Source organism: Nocardiopsis sp. NPDC057823, assembly GCF_042797335.1.
Taxonomy (GTDB): Bacteria; Actinomycetota; Actinomycetes; order Streptosporangiales; family Streptosporangiaceae; genus Nocardiopsis; species Nocardiopsis changdeensis.
Window position 1 is genome coordinate 149,569 of record NZ_JBHVLR010000014.1, and the last position, 16,968, is coordinate 166,536.

The 16,968-nt window shown below is 74.3% G+C and carries 18 protein-coding genes; 12 read left to right on the plus strand and 6 right to left on the minus strand.

Going from position 1 to position 16,968, the window contains the following annotated elements; genetic code table 11:
* Positions 1-29: 29 nt before the first annotated feature.
* Positions 30-749 (minus strand): TetR/AcrR family transcriptional regulator, encoded by a 720-nt coding sequence (locus tag ACFVNO_RS21910; RefSeq protein WP_378895349.1) that lies wholly within the window; start codon positions 747-749, stop codon positions 30-32.
* Between the two features lie 166 nt (positions 750-915).
* Here ACFVNO_RS21910 and ACFVNO_RS21915 point away from each other — a divergent pair, with 166 nt between their 5' ends.
* The 4 genes from ACFVNO_RS21915 to ACFVNO_RS21930 all read left to right on the plus strand — a co-directional run bounded on the left by ACFVNO_RS21915 (position 916) and on the right by ACFVNO_RS21930 (position 6,372).
* Positions 916-1,860, plus strand: a complete 945-nt coding sequence (locus ACFVNO_RS21915; protein WP_220561911.1) for a ribose-phosphate pyrophosphokinase — start codon at positions 916-918, stop codon at positions 1,858-1,860.
* A 620-nt stretch (positions 1,861-2,480) separates the two neighbouring features.
* A complete protein-coding gene (locus ACFVNO_RS21920; RefSeq protein WP_378895352.1) occupies positions 2,481-4,784 on the plus strand; it encodes an FdhF/YdeP family oxidoreductase in 2,304 nt (767 codons plus the stop codon).
* A gap of 50 nt (positions 4,785-4,834) precedes the next feature.
* Positions 4,835-5,431, plus strand: a complete 597-nt coding sequence (locus ACFVNO_RS21925; protein WP_378895357.1) for a hypothetical protein — start codon at positions 4,835-4,837, stop codon at positions 5,429-5,431.
* Positions 5,428-6,372, plus strand: coding sequence for a phosphotransferase family protein (locus ACFVNO_RS21930; protein ID WP_378895360.1), 945 nt, complete (start codon positions 5,428-5,430; stop codon positions 6,370-6,372). Before ACFVNO_RS21925 ends, ACFVNO_RS21930 begins: the two co-directional genes overlap by 4 nt.
* A 76-nt stretch (positions 6,373-6,448) precedes the next feature.
* Here the strand turns inward: ACFVNO_RS21930 and ACFVNO_RS21935 are convergent, their stop codons facing one another.
* The 3 genes from ACFVNO_RS21935 to ACFVNO_RS21945 form a co-directional block, all read right to left on the minus strand.
* Positions 6,449-7,699 (minus strand): MFS transporter, encoded by a 1,251-nt coding sequence (locus ACFVNO_RS21935; protein WP_378895362.1) that lies wholly within the window; start codon positions 7,697-7,699, stop codon positions 6,449-6,451.
* Between the two features lie 285 nt (positions 7,700-7,984).
* Positions 7,985-8,299, minus strand: coding sequence for a hypothetical protein (locus ACFVNO_RS21940; RefSeq protein ID WP_378895365.1), 315 nt, complete (start codon positions 8,297-8,299; stop codon positions 7,985-7,987).
* Between the two features lie 292 nt (positions 8,300-8,591).
* A complete protein-coding gene (locus tag ACFVNO_RS21945) occupies positions 8,592-9,467 on the minus strand; it encodes a helix-turn-helix domain-containing protein (RefSeq protein ID WP_378895368.1) in 876 nt (291 codons plus the stop codon).
* Between the two features lie 162 nt (positions 9,468-9,629).
* On the opposite strand from ACFVNO_RS21945, the gene ACFVNO_RS21950 reads away from it, so the two are divergent.
* The 3 genes from ACFVNO_RS21950 to ACFVNO_RS21960 all read left to right on the plus strand — a co-directional run bounded on the left by ACFVNO_RS21950 (position 9,630) and on the right by ACFVNO_RS21960 (position 11,158).
* On the plus strand, positions 9,630-9,845 hold the full coding sequence (locus ACFVNO_RS21950; protein WP_355264650.1) for a 4-oxalocrotonate tautomerase family protein: 216 nt from the start codon (positions 9,630-9,632) through the stop codon (positions 9,843-9,845).
* A 315-nt stretch (positions 9,846-10,160) separates the two neighbouring features.
* Positions 10,161-10,340, plus strand: a complete 180-nt coding sequence (locus ACFVNO_RS21955; protein ID WP_378895372.1) for a hypothetical protein — start codon at positions 10,161-10,163, stop codon at positions 10,338-10,340.
* A complete protein-coding gene (locus ACFVNO_RS21960; protein ID WP_378895375.1) occupies positions 10,337-11,158 on the plus strand; it encodes an alpha/beta fold hydrolase in 822 nt (273 codons plus the stop codon). The genes ACFVNO_RS21955 and ACFVNO_RS21960 overlap by 4 nt, the downstream gene beginning before the upstream one ends.
* Before the next feature lie 34 nt (positions 11,159-11,192).
* On the opposite strand, the gene ACFVNO_RS21965 is transcribed toward ACFVNO_RS21960, so the two are convergent.
* Positions 11,193-11,969 carry an SDR family oxidoreductase gene (locus ACFVNO_RS21965; RefSeq protein ID WP_355264658.1) on the minus strand — a complete coding sequence of 259 codons (777 nt, stop codon included), beginning with the start codon at positions 11,967-11,969 and terminating at the stop codon, positions 11,193-11,195.
* A gap of 197 nt (positions 11,970-12,166) precedes the next feature.
* Here ACFVNO_RS21965 and ACFVNO_RS21970 point away from each other — a divergent pair, with 197 nt between their 5' ends.
* The 3 genes from ACFVNO_RS21970 to ACFVNO_RS21980 all read left to right on the plus strand — a co-directional run bounded on the left by ACFVNO_RS21970 (position 12,167) and on the right by ACFVNO_RS21980 (position 14,111).
* Complete coding sequence (locus ACFVNO_RS21970; RefSeq protein WP_378895378.1) at positions 12,167-13,036, plus strand: helix-turn-helix transcriptional regulator; 870 nt, start codon at positions 12,167-12,169, stop codon at positions 13,034-13,036.
* A 136-nt stretch (positions 13,037-13,172) separates the two neighbouring features.
* Entirely contained in the window at positions 13,173-13,541 is a 369-nt protein-coding gene (locus ACFVNO_RS21975) for a VOC family protein (RefSeq protein ID WP_378895381.1), read from the plus strand.
* Positions 13,542-13,637: 96 nt separating this feature from the next.
* Complete coding sequence (locus tag ACFVNO_RS21980) at positions 13,638-14,111, plus strand: carboxymuconolactone decarboxylase family protein (protein WP_355264666.1); 474 nt, start codon at positions 13,638-13,640, stop codon at positions 14,109-14,111.
* Between the two features lie 57 nt (positions 14,112-14,168).
* Here the strand turns inward: ACFVNO_RS21980 and ACFVNO_RS21985 are convergent, their stop codons facing one another.
* The gene (locus ACFVNO_RS21985; protein WP_355264669.1) at positions 14,169-14,798 is read right to left on the minus strand and encodes a LysE family translocator; all 630 of its coding nucleotides are present in this window, start codon (positions 14,796-14,798) and stop codon (positions 14,169-14,171) included.
* 149 nt (positions 14,799-14,947) lie between these two features.
* Here ACFVNO_RS21985 and ACFVNO_RS21990 point away from each other — a divergent pair, with 149 nt between their 5' ends.
* Together ACFVNO_RS21990 and ACFVNO_RS21995 are read left to right on the plus strand one after the other, a co-directional pair.
* Positions 14,948-16,516 carry a GMC family oxidoreductase gene (locus ACFVNO_RS21990; RefSeq protein WP_378895386.1) on the plus strand — a complete coding sequence of 523 codons (1,569 nt, stop codon included), beginning with the start codon at positions 14,948-14,950 and terminating at the stop codon, positions 16,514-16,516.
* A gap of 187 nt (positions 16,517-16,703) precedes the next feature.
* Positions 16,704-16,916: a helix-turn-helix transcriptional regulator gene (locus ACFVNO_RS21995; protein WP_220561926.1), complete on the plus strand. Its 213-nt coding sequence runs from the start codon at positions 16,704-16,706 to the stop codon at positions 16,914-16,916.
* The last annotated feature ends 52 nt before the right edge of the window (positions 16,917-16,968 follow it).

A 16,968-nucleotide genomic window follows, 5' to 3' on the forward strand; every position in this document is an offset into this window, starting at 1 on the left:
CACGCCCCACCCGGGACCGCCGCCGCGGCTCAGGCGGGCGGGGGCCGGTGGGACGCCAGCCGGACCAGCAGCTCGTCCACCAGGGCCGCCTCGCCCGGGGTCAACACCCCCTCGGCCCCGCCTCGGGACAGCAGCACCCGCAACGCGTTGGCGTGGGCGGACACCCCGGTGTCGCCGGCGCCCTCCGCCCGCGCGGGGCCGGTGACCACGGCGGCCAGCACGGCCTCGCGCACCGCCTCCGACAGGCGCGGGTCGTCCGCGCCCCGCTCGATGAGGCGCAGCACCACACCCCTGCCGGCGGTGTGGATCATCTCCGCCGCGGTCTCGGCGTCGACCGCCAGCCGCCCGGCCTCGGCGACCCGGCCGACCAGCCCCCGCAGGATCTCCTGCGCCCGGGCCGCCGCCTCCCCTCCCCCGCCGCCGGAGGCGCCGGGCGCGTACATCAGCACGTAGTGGGCGGGGTTGTCCAGCCCGAAGCGGACGTGCAGGTCCCAGCCCGCGCGCAGGTCCTGGACCGGGTCCCCGGTGGCGACCTGGGCCTGCTTCCCGGCCAGGTAGCGGTCGAACCCGTCGGCCGCCACGGCGTCGAACAGCCCGGCCATGTCCCCGAACAGCCGGTAGAGGGTGGGCGGCTGCACCCCGGCGGCGGCGCTCACCGAACGCGTCGTGACGGCCTCGCGCCCTTGGCGGGTGAGGATGTCCGCCGCGGCGTCGATCACGCGCCGCCGTGTGTCCTGCCTGTCTCCCATGCACCCCAGGGTATCGGCGGTAACAGCAACCCGTTATCCCTTCTAGCGCCCGCGTCCCCGCTCCGGCCGCGGGACCGGGGCGTTCACCGGCCTCCCGCGCCGCGGCCTGCGAAAACCCGGGTAGTAACCTCGTGGCGGCCCATCCCACCCACGAACAGGGACATCCGTGCGCGACATCGTCATCTTCTCCGGCAGCGCCCACCCGGAGATCGCCCAGGAGATCTGTGCCGACCTCGGCAAGCCGCTCTCCCCCACCCGCGTCTCGCGGTTCGCCAACGACTGCCTGGAGGTCCAGCTCCAGGACAACTGCCGCGAACGCGACGTGTTCATCATCCAGCCGCTCGTGCCCCCGGTCCAGGAGAACCTGGTGGAGCTGCTGCTGATGCTCGACGCCGCCCGCGGGGCCTCCGCCGCCCGCACCACCGTGGTCATGCCGCACTTCGCCTACGCCCGCTCCGACAAGAAGGACGCGCCGCGCATCTCCATCGGCGCCCGCCTGGTCGCGGACCTGCTCGCCACGGCGGGGGCCGACCGCGTGCTCACCATGACGATGCACTCGCCCCAGGTCCACGGGTTCTTCAGCGTCCCCGTCGACCACCTGCACGCCCTGGGCGAGCTCGCCTCGCACTTCCGCGGCGACGACCTGTCCAACACCGTGGTCGTCTCCCCCGACTTCGGCAACGCCAAGGCCGCCTCGGCGTTCGCCCGCCGCCTGGACACCCCGGTGGCCGCCGGGGCCAAGCAGCGCTTCAGCGACGACAAGGTCAGCATCACCTCGGTCATCGGCGACGTCGCCGACCGCGACGTGATCATCCTCGACGACGAGGTCGCCAAGGGCAGCACCGTGGTGGAGCTGATCGAGCGGCTGCGCGAGCACAAGGTCCGCTCCATCCGGGTGGCCTGCACCCACGGCCTGTTCACCGACGGCGCCCTGGACCGGCTGACCGCGATGGACGACGTCACCGAGATCGTGTGCACCAACACGGTGCCGATGGCCCCGGAGAAGGTCACGCCCAAGCTCACGACGCTGTCGATCGCCCCGGCGCTGGCCGAGGCGATCCGCCGCATCCACAACGGCGAGTCCGTGAGCGCCCTGTTCGACCAGTCCTGACGCCCGCGGGCCCGGGCCGACGCGGCCGGGCCCGCCCACCGGTGGACGGGCCGGCGGCCCACACGGGCGCGCGACCCCGCCGGATGAGCCGCGGCCGAGCCCTGGCGGAGCCTCGGCCCGCGCGCGCACGCGACCCGCCGGCCCGGTACGCCGGCGTGTGCAGGCCCCCTCGACCCGTGCGGGCGCGCGCGACCCCGCCGACCGTCGGGGCCGCGGAAATACCGGGGCGGCAGGGGCGACAATGGCCGCGCCGGACTCCGCGTCGATCTCCTTTGACGGCGGATCGAAATGTCCCTCCGCCGGACCGGGAAAACCGGACGCGCGGCCCCGGCCCACGGGCGGGCGCGCCGCGAGAACCTCGGGCGGCACGGCCCGGCGGCCGGGAGAAGGCACCGCCTTCCCACCTCACACGCACCGCCGCCCGCCCACCAGGCGACCCGGAGCCGCCGCCGAAAGGGGATATCCCGCGGGCCCGCGGAACATAAGGGATATCGCGGAACCGAATACACGACGGGAATCCGCCGCCGCGACGGTCAATCCCTTGACCGGCGGGACAAGAGCGCACGATCCGCCCCGGGGCGCCTTTGAAGCGCGTCCCCGCACGGTGGGACAATGCGGCCATGAGACGCCACCGCCCCGTACCCGCGGACACCGCGCAGGACACCCCGCGCATCGACCCGCCCAAGACCTCCGCCGCCGGACTGCCCGCCGTCCTCAACAGCGTCCGGCAGGTCGGGGAGAACGCCGGGGTGCGGCGCGGACTGCCCGCCATGCTCGCCCTCAACCAGAAGCGCGGCTTCGACTGCCCGGGCTGCGCCTGGCCCGAGGGCGACAAGCGCCACCGCGCGGAGTTCTGCGAGAACGGCGCCAAGGCCGTCGCCGAGGAGGCCACCACCCGCCCCCTCACCGCCGACTTCTTCGCCGAGCACTCCGTGAGCGCCCTGGCGCAGCGCTCCGGGTACTGGCTGGGTCAGCAGGGGCGCCTCACGCAGCCCCTCCACCTGGCCGAGGGCGCCGACCACTACACCCCCATCGGCTGGGACGACGCCCTGGAGCTCGTCGCCGCCGAGCTGCGCGCCATGGACGGCCCCGACCAGGCCGTTTTCTACACCTCCGGGCGCACGAGCAACGAGGCCGCCTTCGCCTACCAGCTGCTGGCCCGCCAGCTGGGCACCAACAACCTGCCCGACTGCTCCAACATGTGCCACGAGTCCTCCGGGTCCGCCCTCACCGAGACCCTGGGCGTGGGCAAGGGCAGCGTGTCCCTGGACGACCTGTACCGGGCGGACCTCATCATCGTCGCCGGGCAGAACCCCGGCACCAACCACCCCCGCATGCTGACCGCCCTGGAGCGCGCCAAGAGGAACGGCGCCCGCATCGTCACGGTCAACCCCCTGCCCGAGGCCGGGATGCGCGAATTCCGCAACCCCCAGCACCCCGGCGGACTGCTGGGCCGCGGAACGCAGCTCACCGACGTGTTCGCGCAGATCCGCCTGGGCGGCGACCTCGCCCTGTTCTCCGCGGTCAACCGCATCCTGCTGGAGACCGACCGCGACGGGTCCCGCGTCCTGGACCACGACTTCATCGACGCCCACACCCACGGCTTCGACCTGTTCGCCAAGGAGCTCCTGGACGAGCCCGCCGACGCCTTCTGGGCCCGGGTGGAGCGCGACACCGGCCTGGAGCGCCCGCTCATCGAGGAGATCGCCGCCATGGCCATCGCCTCCGAGCGCACCGTCGTGTGCTGGGCCATGGGCCTGACCCAGCACAAGCACTCCGTCCCCACCATCCGCGAGGTCGTCAACTTCCTGCTGCTGCGCGGCAACGTCGGCCGCCCCGGCGCCGGGGTGTGCCCGGTGCGCGGCCACTCCAACGTGCAGGGCGACCGCACCATGGGCATCTTCGAGCGGCCCTCCGACGCCTTCCTGGACGCCCTGGGCGCCGAGTTCGGGTTCTCGCCGCCCCGCGAGCACGGCCACGACACCGTCAACGCCATCCGCGCCATGGCCCGGGGCGACGTGCGCGTCTTCTTCGCCATGGGCGGCAACTTCGTCGCCGCCACCCCCGACACCCATGTCACCGAGGACGCCATGCGCCGGGTGGGGCTGACCGTCCACGTGTCGACCAAGCTCAACCGCTCCCACGTGGTCACCGGCACCCGCGCGCTCATCCTGCCCGCGCTGGCCCGCAGCGACCGCGACGTCCACGGCGGGCGGGAGCGCTGGGTCACCGTCGAGGACTCCATGAGCCGCGTCCACGCCTCGCACGGCGTGCTGCGGCCGCTGTCGGAGGACATGCGCTCGGAGGTGGACATCGTCCGCGACCTGGGCGCCCGCCTGTTCGGCCAGAGCCCGGTGGCCTGGGACGCGTTCGCCGACTACGACCGGATCCGCGACCACATCGCCGCCGTCGTGCCCGGCTTCGACGACTTCAACGCCAGGGCCCGGCAGCGCAACGGGTTCACCCTGCCGCACGCGCCGCGCGACCACCGGCGCTTCCCCACCGCCACCGGCAGGGCCAACTTCACCGTCAACGGCACCTACGCGCCCCGGGTGCCGCAGGGGCGCCTGCTGCTGCAGACCCTGCGCTCGCACGACCAGTACAACACCACGGTGTACGGCCTGGACGACCGCTACCGGGGCATCACCGACGGGCGCCGCGTGGTCCTGGTCAACCCCGAGGACGCCGCCGAGCTCGGCCTGGCCGACGGCTCCTACACCGACCTGGTGGGCGAGTGGTCCGACGGGCGCGAACGCCGCGCGCCGCACTTCCGGGTGGTCCACTACCCGACCGCCCGCGGCTGCGCCGCCTCCTACTTCCCCGAGACCAACGTCCTGGTGCCCCTGGACTCCACCGCCGACATCAGCAACACGCCCACCTCCAAGTCGGTGGTGGTGCGTTTCGAGCCCGACAGCGGGCTGTGACCCGCCGCGGCGGGCCCGGTCCGGGGCCGCCGCCCGACACGAGAGCACCGATGCTGCCCGCCGCACCCGCGCCCATCGCCTCCTGGTCCTGGGAGGTCTCCTCCGACACCGACGACCTCACCCTCGCCGACGCCTGCGACCGGCTGCACACCGCCGCCGACGTGCTGGCCGGCGAGGGCCTGTGCGCCCCGCGCACCCTGCGGGTGTCCTGGCTGCGCCCCGGCGAGGGCTACTCCGGCTTCGCCTCGCTCATGGACCTGGACCCGGCGACCGGGGCCACCGCCGCCGACCTGGCCGAACGGGTGCCGGTGGGCCGCCCGGCGGGGATCCCGGACGCCGAGCCCCAGGCGCTCACCCTGGCGGGGCCGGGCATCTGGATCGACGCCGCGGGCGAGGAGCGCCGCGCCCACGGCCTGGTGGAAGCCACCGTGTACCTGGCGCCCTGGTTCCTGGAGGTCACCGTGGGGGTGCGGCACGACGTCTGGCTGCGCGCCGACTTCTCCGGCCGGCCCCACCCGCAGGTGTACCGCCGCAACGCCCCGCGGCTGGCCGCCGCCCTGGAGGGGATCGAGAAGGCCCTGGGCCTGGAGACCTCCCCGGGCGAGCCGACCCCGCACGGCGTCCCCGACAGGTACGGCATCTCATGACCGCGCCCGTCCACCGGAGCACCCCGCTGTCGGGCGGCACCTACAACACGGTGCACCTGCTCGCCCACACCGACGGCACCGAGACCGTGCTCAAGACCGAGCCGCCGGCCGCGCAGCCGCGCCTGTCCTACGAGCACCGGCTGCTGCACACCGAGGCGCGCTTCTACACCCTGGCCCGGCCCCTGCTGGGAGCGCTGCTCCCCGACCCCCTGCGCCTGGAATCCCTGCCCGGCGAACCGGAGCGGTACCGGCTGCTCCTGACCCGGCTGCCGGGAGTCCCGCTGGAGGAGGTGCGCGCAGGGCTGTCCCCGGCCGGTCTGGCCGCCGTCCGCCGCGCGCTGGGCGGGGCCCTGGCCGAACTGCACACGCTCACCGGCACCGGGTTCGGCTACCCGGACCGCCCGGCCCTGGCGGCCGCCACCTGGCCCGACGCGTTCGCGGCGATGGTCGGGGCGCTGCTGGCCGACGCCGACCGCACCGGGGTGGCGCTCCCCTGGGGCCCGGACCGCATCCGCGGCGCGGTCGACGACCACCGCGGCCTGCTGGGGGCGGTGGACACCCCGGTCCCGGTGCACTTCGACCTGTGGGACGGCAACATCCTCGTGGACGGGGCCCCCGACGCGCCCGCGCTGAGCGGGATCATCGACGCCGAGCGCGCCTTCTTCGGCGACCCGGCCGCCGACCTGGTCTCCCTCGCCCTGTTCGGGGACATCCGGGAGGACACCGCGTTCCTGGACGGGTACCGCGAGGCCGGCGGGACCCTGGAGTTCACCCCGGACCTGCTGCGCCGCCTGGCCCTGTACCGGGTCTACCTGCACCTGATCATGTACATCGAACCCGCCACCCGCGGCGTCCCGGCCGACCGTGCCGACCGGCTGCGCGCCTTCCTGCGCCCCCTCCTGGACGCCGACCTCACGGCCCTGTCCCGCCCCCTCCCCTGACCCGCGGGCCGGGGAGGCCCGGGCGGCCGGGCACGGCCCGTCCCGGCGGGGCCGGGACGGGCCGTGCGGGCGGGGGTCAGGCGCGGGTTCCGGCCTCGGTCCCGGCCGCCGGGTCGCCCGCGGCGGCCGGGCGCTTGGCCGCGAACACCGCGAGCCCGCCGACCAGGCCGACCACCGCGAAGATGTAGAACCCCCACGGGTAGGCCAGCCCCGCCGTCAGCAGCACGCCGCCGATGATCGGGCCGGTGATCGCGCCCAGGCGCCCCACGCCCGCCGACCAGCCCAGCGCCGTCGCCCGATTCGCGGGCGGGAACATGCGGCCGATGTAGGCGTAGACCAGCACCTGGGAGCTGAACACGAAGCAGCCCGCCAGGAACACCGCCACGTACGCGCCGACGCCCGGCAGCTTGATGCTCAGCGCCGCCAGCATCAGCGCCGAGACCCCGAACCACACCAGCGCCGCCCGGCGCGGGCCGACCCGGTCGGCCACGGACCCGGCGACCAGCAGGCCCGCGACCGCGCCCGCGTTCAGCGCCAGCAGCAGGCCCAGGGCCGCGTCCAGCTCGTACCCGGCCTCGCGCATGATCTGCGGCAGCCACGTGTTCAGGCCGTACACCAGCAGCAGGCCGGTGAAGGACGCCAGCCAGAACGCCAGGGTGGAGCGCGCGAACCCGTTCTGGAACAGCGACTTCACCGAGGCCAGGCCCGCGCCCACACCGCCGGTCCCGGTCCTGGCGGTGGGGGTCCCGAAGGACTGCGACTCGGGCAGGTGGCGGATCATCAGCGGCACCAGCACCAGGGCGGGCAGCGCGCCGATGACGTACATGGCCCGCCACCCCAGGGAGGGCAGCACGATGATGCCGAGCAGGGCGGTGAGGACGGCGCCCACGTGGTAGCCGGTCATCAGCGTGGTGGTGGCGCTGCCGCCCTTGCCGTTGCGGGCGTACTCGGTGGCCAGGGCGATCGCGGTGGGCAGGCAGCCGCCCAGGCCCACGCCGGCCAGGAAGCGCAGCAGCCCGAAGACGAACAGGGTGGGGGCCACCGCGCACAGCGCGGTGAAGAGGGAGAAGCTCGCGACGGCGAAGATCAGCACCTTGCGGCGGCCGATGACGTCGGTGACGGTGCCGATGGACAGGGCGCCGATCGCCATCCCGGCCAGGCCCGCGGTCGACACGGCGGATCCGCTGTTGGGGGTGATGCCCCACTGGCCCTCGTCGAGCAGGGTGGGGAGCGTGGTGCCGAGCACCACCATGTCGAAGCCGTCGAGCATGACGGCGGTCCAGCACAGGGGCATGAGCCACCCGGCACTGCGGGCGGTCTGGTTCACGGTGCGCCTCCTCGGCGTTCCGGGCGCACGGGGGCGCCTCGACGTACGTGTCGTGGATGTGACGCAGGGCGGTCCACTGCGTGAAGCGCGACACAATCACGCATATTGCCACTGTTTCGCAGAACGCACAAAGGTTCGCACAGCGAACACGGATGGATGTGGCTCTCCCCGTGCCCGAGAACGCCGACCCCACCGGGGTTCCCGCGCCGGGGGACGCGTCACGGTCCGGTCGAAAAAGAAGAAAACCGCCCGCGCCCCGGCCGCCGGGGACGCCCGGGACACCGCTCAGCGGGTCCGCAGCGGCGGCCGCCCCAGCACCTCGACGTACACGATCCGGCCGAACACCACGTCCAGGTTGAGCATGCCGACCTCCGGCAGCAGCGCCACCGTCCGGTGCCCCTCCCCGAACTTCGTCCCCCGGGGATGGTCCGCCGTGTAGAAGCTCTGGCAGAAGTCGTCAACGCACTCGCACGCACGCACCAGCCGGATGTCGTGGGCGACGATCGCCAGGTCCCGCTCGCCCTCCGCCTCCAGCAGGGCGGCGAGCTCGGCGACCAGCTCCGGGTGGACCTCGCGCACCAAGGGGGGTTCACGATCCATGGGCCGAGCCTAGGACGCCGCCCCGACACCCCGCCGCAGCACCCCGCCGACGGCCGCGCCGCCCCGGGTGCCCCGAGCACGACACCGCCGACTCCGGCCGGGCGAAGGCCCCGCACCCGGTCCAGGTGGTCGGCGTGCGCTGTCCGCGCCTCCGGGTGCCCCGTGATACCGGAGCACGGGCCGCCGGAGCGGCCTGCCCTGTGGGTGCGCCCCTTCGCCCGCTGCGCCCCGGGCGTTCGCCCGGTTCGACCTGGCGGACGCGCACCCCGCCCCCGGGCATCACCGCCCTGGGCTACGAGAAGGCGTGATCGTTCCCGGGCCGGGTGTCCGGCCCGAGGTCCTGGGTGCCCAGGACCGAGAGCAGGTCCAGCTGCTCCGCCGCCCCGGTGCCGATGACCGGGCTGAACCACAGCAGCCGCTGTCGGCCGTCCTCACCGAACAAGGTCAGACAGTTCACATCGACGGCGCCCAGGCGCGGATGCAGGATCCGCTTCCGGTCACCGCGGCGCACGGCGATGTCGTGCCGTTCCCACAGGGCCGCGAACTCGGCGCTGCGCCGCAGCAGGTCGGTCACCAGGGCATCGGCCTCCTCCCGTTCGCGACCGCTGCGGCGGGCGATCGCCGCGCGCAGGTCCGCGACGAACGTCCACGACTGGCGCGGGTGGTCCTCCACCGGGTAGAGGGACCGCGCCGAGGGGTCGGTGAACCACCGGTGGACGAAGCTCGCCCCCATGCCGGTGGCGGGCGGGGCCGCCCCGAACAGGGCGACGGCGAGGCGGTTCTGCACGAGCGTGACGTGCAGGTCGGTGATGACCTGGGCGGGTGTGGTGGTCAACCGGTCGAGCAGGTCCAGCATGCCGGGGTGGACGTGCGAGGACGGACCTCCGGAGGGCGGGACCGGGCGTCCGGCCAGGTGGTACAGGTGGTCCCGCTCGTCCGCGTCCAGGCGTAGTGCGCGGGCGAGCGCCACCGCCATCTGCTCGGAGGGCTGCGCGCTACCGCGTTCGAGCTCGATGTAGTAGTCGACGGACGCCCCGGCCAGCTGGGCCACCTCCTCCCGGCGCAGCCCCGGCACCCGCCGCCGGGGCCCGCCGGGCAGGCCGACGTCCGCCGGGCGGATCCGGTCGCGCCGCGACCTCAGGAAGACACCGAGTTCGGTCAGGTTCATCTTCCAAGTCTCCGGCAGGCGCGTGCGCTGATCCAGGGGGTGGCACCCCCCGGGTGAACGGCCACTGGAACCGCGGCGCCGGCACGGCGAGTCTGGTGCCGACACGAAGAGGGGCCGGCCATGAGCGCCGGCGGCACCACGGCATCACCAGGAGGAACGACCATGCCCTACGCCAACTTCAAGGTCCCCGCGGGCACGCTGACCGAGGAGCAGAAGGAGGTCATCGTCCACCGCACGACGGACCTGTACGCGGAGATCTACGGCGACCGGGTCCGCCCCAACACCATGGTCCTCGTCGAGGAGGTCGCCGACGGCGGCTGGGGGATCGGCGGTGACGTGCTGACGCTCGCCATGATCCAGGGACCGCCCCGGGCCTGACGGGCCCTCCCCCGCCCGTGTGCGACGACCGCACACGGGCGGCCCCTCCGTCCTCGCGGCGGAGGGCGGTCGGCATCCGCCCGCCGCGCCCGTGTTCCACAAAGCTGGGCTGCCGGGAACACCCGAGGCCCCCGTCGCCCGTGGGAACGGGAAGGGGGCACTCAGGCGGAGGGAGTCCGGAGCGGGGCGGTCGTGGCCGGAACCGGCATGGACCCCCTGTCCCGACACGGTTTCTGCGATCATCGTGGCCGACCCGTCCCTGCACGCCGCCGTCCTCGGGCACGGCCCGTCCGGTTCCCCTGGGCGGAACCGGTCGTGAGGGACCACAGCGGCCCGCCGTACACCTCCGAGTTCACCCCGGCCGTCTGGGGCAGTATGGCCCTGCACCTGCCGGTCGTCCCGACCGTCGTGGCCACCGTCCTGTTCGTGCGCAGGCCGGGGGCCATGCAGGCGTCCCGGCTCAGCGCCCTCCCCGAACGACAGGAGCACCCGTGACCGCGCACACCACCACCCCCGAGGGCGTCCACGTGTGGGAGACCGCCGGGCCGCCCCGGGCCCTGGTCCAGCTCCAGCACGGGTACTCCGAGTACTCCGAGCGGTACGTCACCCTCTACGGCGGCCTCATCCCGCACCTGGTGGAACTCGGCTTCGAGGTGTGGGCCCAGGACCTGGAGGGACACGGCGACTCCCCCGGCCGCCCCGGGTCGCCGGACGTGCGCCGGTCCGTGGTCGACCACGTGCTGACGCGGCGGCGCATGCGCGAACGGGGCCTGCCGGTCCTGCTCTTCGGGCACTCCCTGGGCGGGCTGGTGACGGCGGGCTCGGTCACCGTCGACCCGCAGGACGTTGCGGGCGTGGTGCTGACCTCCCCGGCCCTGATCCCGCTCCCGCCGCCACCGGTACTCGAGGCCGTGAAGCTGGCGGGGCTGCTGTTCCCCCGGCTGCCCGCGCCGATCCCCCGGCGCGGACCCGCCCGGCTCACCCGCGTCGCGGAGTACGTCGAGGCGGGCGAGCGGGACACACGGGTCTTCCGGGGGCGCATGCCCCTGCGGACTGCGGCGAGCGTGCTGGAGGTCAACGCGGGCGTCCGCCGCAGGGTCCCGCACTGGCGCACCCCGTGCCTGGTGGTGCACGGCACCGGGGACAACGTCACCGACGCCGGGCAGAGCCGCGCGTTCGTGGAGTCCCTGCCCGTCGAGGACAAGGAGTTCCACCCGGTGGAGGGCGGCTACCACGAGCTCCTGCACGACATCGACGGGGCGCGGACCCTGGAGCTGGTCACCGCCTGGCTGGACCGCCGCGCCCGCCGCTGACCGCGGCACCGCGGCGGGACGCGGTCTCCGGCGGTCAGCCGGCCTGGCCGGTCGGCATGATCGTGACCTGCTGGAGGTTGACCCGCGGCGGGAGAGAGGCGAGGAACCCGACGCTCCGCGCGATGTCCTCGGGCGTGAGCCACTCCATGGTCTCCTTGGAGCCCTCCAGCCACGCGCGAGCGCCCTCGTCGGTGACATGGCTCTGCAGCTCTGTACCGACGATGCCGGGCTCGATCGCCGAGACCCGCACCCCCTTCGCCCCCAGCTCGGCCCGCAGGTGCCGGGAGAGGTGGGTGACGTACGCCTTCGTCGCGGAGTAGACGGCGAAGTCCGGGAAGATGTTCTGCGCCGCGATCGACGACGTGTTGACCAGGTCGGCGACACCGCGCTCCTCGGCGGCCCTCACCAGCTGCGGCGTGAACGCACCGATGACGTTCATCAGGCCGGTGATGTTGAGGTCGATCTGGTGCCGCCACTGGCCGGTGGCCAGCTCCTCGATCGGGGCGGGCAGCATCACGCCCGCGTTGTTGAACAGCAGGTCGGCCCCGCCGGACTCGGCCGCGACCCGGTCTGCCGCCGCCCGTACCGCCGCCGCGTCGGTCACGTCCAGGGCCAGGGGGCGGGCCTGGCCGCCGTCCTTCTCGATCCGGGCCGCCAGCCGTTCCAACCGGTCCGCACGCCGGGCCAGGACGACGACGCGGGCGCCGAGTCCCGCCAGGTGCTCGGCCGACGCCTCGCCGATACCGCTGGAGGCGCCGGTGACGACCGCGACACGGCCGGTCAGGGGGCGGGCGGAGGTCTGCGTGGTCATGGGGCACACCTTTCGGGGTGGGTGGGATGGGGTCGGGGCCGCGGCCTGTCGCCGCCGGCTCCTCCACCAGAACACCACCCCGGGACGCCTCACGGGGCGCCGGAAAAGGCCCTGACCAGGCAGGTATCCACAAGGAAGGTACCGACAGTGCCACCCGGGCCGGGGCGCGGCCCGTTCCCGCCCGCCACACTGGGGACATGGACGACCGTGGCAACGAACTCGCCGACTTCCTGCGCACCCGCCGCGCCCGGGTCACCCCCGACCAGGCGGGGCTGCCCGACGACGGCCGGGCCCGCCGCGTGCCCGGCCTGCGCCGCGACGAGGTCGCCAGGCTGTCCGGGGTCAGCACCGAGTATTACACCCGCATCGAGCAGGGCCGGGCGCAGAACCCCTCCCCCGAAGTCGTCGAAGCCCTCGCCGTCGCCCTGCGGCTGGACCCCTCCGAGCGAGAGCACCTCACCGACCTCCTGGCACGGCCCGCGCCGGCCCGCCGCGCCCCGGCCGCACCCCAGCGCGTGCGACCCGGGCTGCACCTGATGCTGCAGACCCTCGACCACGTTCCCGCGTTCGTCCTCGGTCGGCGCACCGACGTCCTGGCCTCCAACCGCCTGGCCCGCGAGGTCCTCACCGACTTCGACGCCCTGCCCGCGCCCCGCCGGAACCTGGCCCGCTACTACCTCCTGGACCCCGAGGCCCGCGAACGGGTCGGCGACTGGGAGCGGATCGCCGCCGAAACCGTCGCGATCCTCCGTCTGGAAGCCGGCCGAAGCCCACAGGACCGCCGACTCGCCGACCTCGTCGGCGAACTCACGTTGAAGTCACCGGAGTTCTCCGCGTGGTGGAACGACCACCGGGTGCTGCGCCGGACCCACGGCGCGAAGCACTACCACCACCCCCTCGTCGGCGACCTGCACTTCTCCTACGAGTCGTTCCAGGTGCCCGGTGACAGGGACCAGACGCTGTGCGTCTACAACGTCGAACCCGGCTCCGAAACCGCCCGGGCCCTGCGGCTCCTCACTGGTTGGACGGCCCCGCAGCCGACGGAGACACCGGAACGGGGTGCGTAGTGGACCGGGCCGCCGAGGTCCGGGACCTAAGGAAGCACCACCTGGACAATGTAGATCAATACGGACACGCCGGTCGGGCGACCCGCCCCGTCGTCCCGTGGTGTACAAGGGAACGGTCCCCGAATTGGAAACCGGAGTGCCCGTGCGCATGCGCCCCACCGCCGTCACCCTCGACTGCGCCGACCCCCTGGAGCTGGCCGCGTTCTACTCGCGGGCCACCTGCCTGCCCCTGGACCCGCGGTCCACCGCCGACTTCGCCGCGCTGGAGCCCGGGGACGGCATCGCCCTGGCCTTCCAGCGGGTCGACGGGTACCGGCCGCCGCGCTGGCCCGGGCAGGAGGTCCCCCAGCAGATCCACCTCGACTTCGCGGTCGGGGACCCGGACGCCGCGCAGGCCGAGCTCCTGGCCCTGGGCGCTACCGCGCCCGCCGGGCAGCCGAACGCGGAGCGGTGGCGGGTGCTGCTGGACCCCGCCGGCCACCCGTTCTGCCTGGTCCGGGGCTGATCGGCGGACTCCTTTCCCGGAGGTGTCACAGAACGCGGGTCCGCCGTGTCTTCAAGGGCACCAGTGCATCACCACCGATGACAAGGAGTGCCCTCCATGGAAGCCCGTCTCAAGCTCCTCGGCAACCCGGCCGCGGAGAAGGCCCTCAAGCACCTCGCCGCGGTCGGCCGGGCCCTCGACGAATCGCCGCTGTCCGGCGTCACCCGGGAGCTGGTGCTGCTCCGGGCCAGCCAGATCAACGGCTGCGGTGTCTGCGTCGACATGCACACCAAGGACGCCGAGCACGCGGGCGAGACCTCCACGCGCCTGCACCTGGTCTCGGCCTGGCGCGAGGCGACGGTGTTCACCGACGCCGAGCGGGCCGCCCTGGAGCTGACCGAGCACGCCACCCGCATCGCGGACGCCGCCGGGGGCGTGCCCGACGAGGTGTGGGACAACGCCGCCGCGCACTACGACGAGGAGGAGCTGACGGCGCTGGTGACGGCCATCGCCGTCATCAACGCCGCCAACCGCCTGAACGTCATGACGCGCCAGCCCGCGGGCGGCTACCGCCCCGGCATGTTCGCCTGACCCGACGGGAACACGGGCCCGGCCCCCGACCGCTGCGGCGGCCGGGGGCCGGAGCCCTCAGGCGTGGCGGCCCGACAGGGCGACGACGCCGCCCAGGCCGATCATCGCCACGCCGCCGCCGGCGGACAGGTCGGCCAGGCGCCGCGGGGAGCGGTCGAACCAGTGGCGGGCCCGCCCCGCCCCCAGCGCCCACAGGGCGTCGCACACCAGGGCGATGGCGACGAAGACCGCGCCGAGCAGGAGGATCTGCACGGGCACCGAGCCGGCGGCCGGGTCCGTGAACTGCGGCAGGACCGCCGCGAAGAACACCAGGGTCTTGGGGTTGGTCGCCCCGACGACGAAGCCCTGGGCCAGCAGCCGGGTGGCCGTGCCGTCCGCCGGCTCCGGCTCGGCCGCCCGGTGGCGGTGGCGGATCGCCGAGACGCCGAGCCAGACGAGGTAGGCGGCCCCGGCCAGCTTCAGGACGGTGAACGCCGTCGCGGAGGCGGCGACGACCGCCCCGACCCCGCAGGCGACCGCGACGATGAGGGGGAGGTTGCCCAGGGCGTTGCCGAGCACGCTGAGCAGGCCGCCGCGGCGGCCGAGGGAGAGGGAGCGCCCGACCACGAAGAGGACGCTGGGGCCGGGCACGAGGACCAGCAGAAGGGCGACGGGGACGAAGGCGAGGAGTTGTTCGGGAGGCACCATGCCCGCACGTTACTCCCCCGTGCGGCCGCCCCGCCCGCCGTTTTCCCGGCTCGCGCGTACCTCCGGGAGGGGTGAACCCTCCCCGGAATCGGGTACATTCCCGGCGCCCCGGGTTTCCCCTGCGGCGCCCCGGCCACTGGGAAGAGACCATGCACCACGAGAACACCCCCACTCACACCGGCACCGGAACCGGCGAGGGAGCCGACTACATCGTGGTCGGCACGGGCCCGGGCGGCTCCCCGGTGATCCGGCGGCTGATCGACGCCGGGCACCGGGTGACCGTCCTGGAGGCGGGCCCCACCGACGCCCGGCCCGGCATCGAGGACCCGCGCGCGGCGTTCTCCCTCTTCGGCACGGAGATCGACTGGGGTCTGCTCACCGAGCCGCAGGAGCACCTGGGCGGGCGCGCCCTCTACCTGCCGCGCGGCAGGGTCCTGGGCGGGACCAGCGCGATCAACGGGATGGCCTACGTCCGCGGCGCGGCCGCCGACTTCGACGCCTGGGAGGCCGCCGGGGCCGCCGGCTGGGCGTGGCGGGACGTGGAACCGTACTTCCGCAGGCTGGAGGACTTCGGCCCCGGGCCGGGCGCCGGGCGCGGGACCGGCGGGCCGCTGCCGGTCCGGCGCAACGACGACCCCGACCCGGTGGCCGCGGCGTTCGTCGCGGCGGCCGAGGGGGCGGGGTACCCGCGCAACGACGACTACAACGACGACGGCGGCCCCCTCGGGGCGAGCCTCGTCCAGGCCACCCTCGTGGACGGCGGCCGGGTCACCGCCTGGCGCGCCTACGTGGCCCCGGTCCTGGGCTCCCCGCTGCTGACCGTGGTCACCGAGGCGCACGTGACCCGCGTCCTGGTCGAGGACGGCCGCGCCGTCGGCGTGGAGTACCGCGGCCCGGACGGGGAGGCCCGGACCGTGCGGGCCCGGCGCGAGGTGGTCCTGGCCGCGGGCGTGTTCGGCACACCGCAGATCCTCCTGCTCTCGGGGGTGGGGCCCGCCGGGCACCTGCACGAGCACGGCATCACCCGGGTCGTCGACCTGCCCGGGGTCGGCGAGAACCTGCGCGACCACGCGGTCGTCCCGGTGGTCTGGGAGCGGGCCGGCGCGGCGCCCGGGGTCCCGGGCATGGGGGTGCAGGCACAGCTGGTCCGCGAGGGCACCGAGAACTCGATGATCCGCCCGGACCGGCAGGGCATCGTCATCCCCTACGTCTACTCGACCGTGCAGGAGGGCCTGCCGGACTCGGGGTTCACGACGGTGGCGGTCGTGCTGCACCCGTACAGCACGGGCACGGTGCGGCTGCGCTCGGCCGATCCCGCCGACCCGCCGCGGATCGACCCCGCCACGCTGTCCGACCCCAGGGACGTGGAGGCCCTGATCGAGGAGGTCGCGGTGCTGCGGGAGCTGGTGCGCCGTCCGGAGCTGGCCGCCCACGTGGCCGCCGAGGTGCACCCCGGCGAGGCGGACCTGCGGGCCTACGTGCACGCGGCGGCCGACGCCGGGCACCACCAGGTGGGCACCGCGCGCATGGGGACCGACGCCCTCGCGGTGGTCGACCCGCGGCTGCGGGTGCGGGGTGTGGCGGGGCTGCGGGTCGCGGACGCCTCGGTCATGCCGTTCACCCCGGCGGGCAACACCGCCGGCCCGACCTTCATGATCGGCGAGCGCGCGGCGGACCTCCTCCTGGAGGACCTCGCCGCGGCCCCGGACCGGCCCTGAGCACGTACGAGGCCCCGCCCCCCTTGCCCTACTTATCGAATTTCGATAGATTCCTATCGTTGTCCGATGGAGGGGAGTCCATGGAAGACCCGGCCGCGCCGCCGTGCGCCGCTCCCGGGACGGTGTTCGGTATCGTCGGCAGCGCCGAGGCCCCCCGGACGCAGGCCGAACCGAAAGAGGTCGTGTGATGCCGATCGTCGTCGACATCGACGTGATGCTGGCCCGGCGCAAGATGTCCGTGGGCGAGCTGGCCGAGCGTGTCGGCATCACCCCAGCCAACCTCGCCGTCCTCAAGAACGGCCGGGCCAAGGCCGTGCGCTTCACGACCCTGGACGCCCTCTGCGAGGCCCTCGACTGCCAGCCCGGCGACCTGCTGCGCAGGGAGCCCGCCGCCGAGTGACGCCGTTCATACCCCCCGGCGTTGAACCGGAGGACCCCCTCCCCCGTTTCCC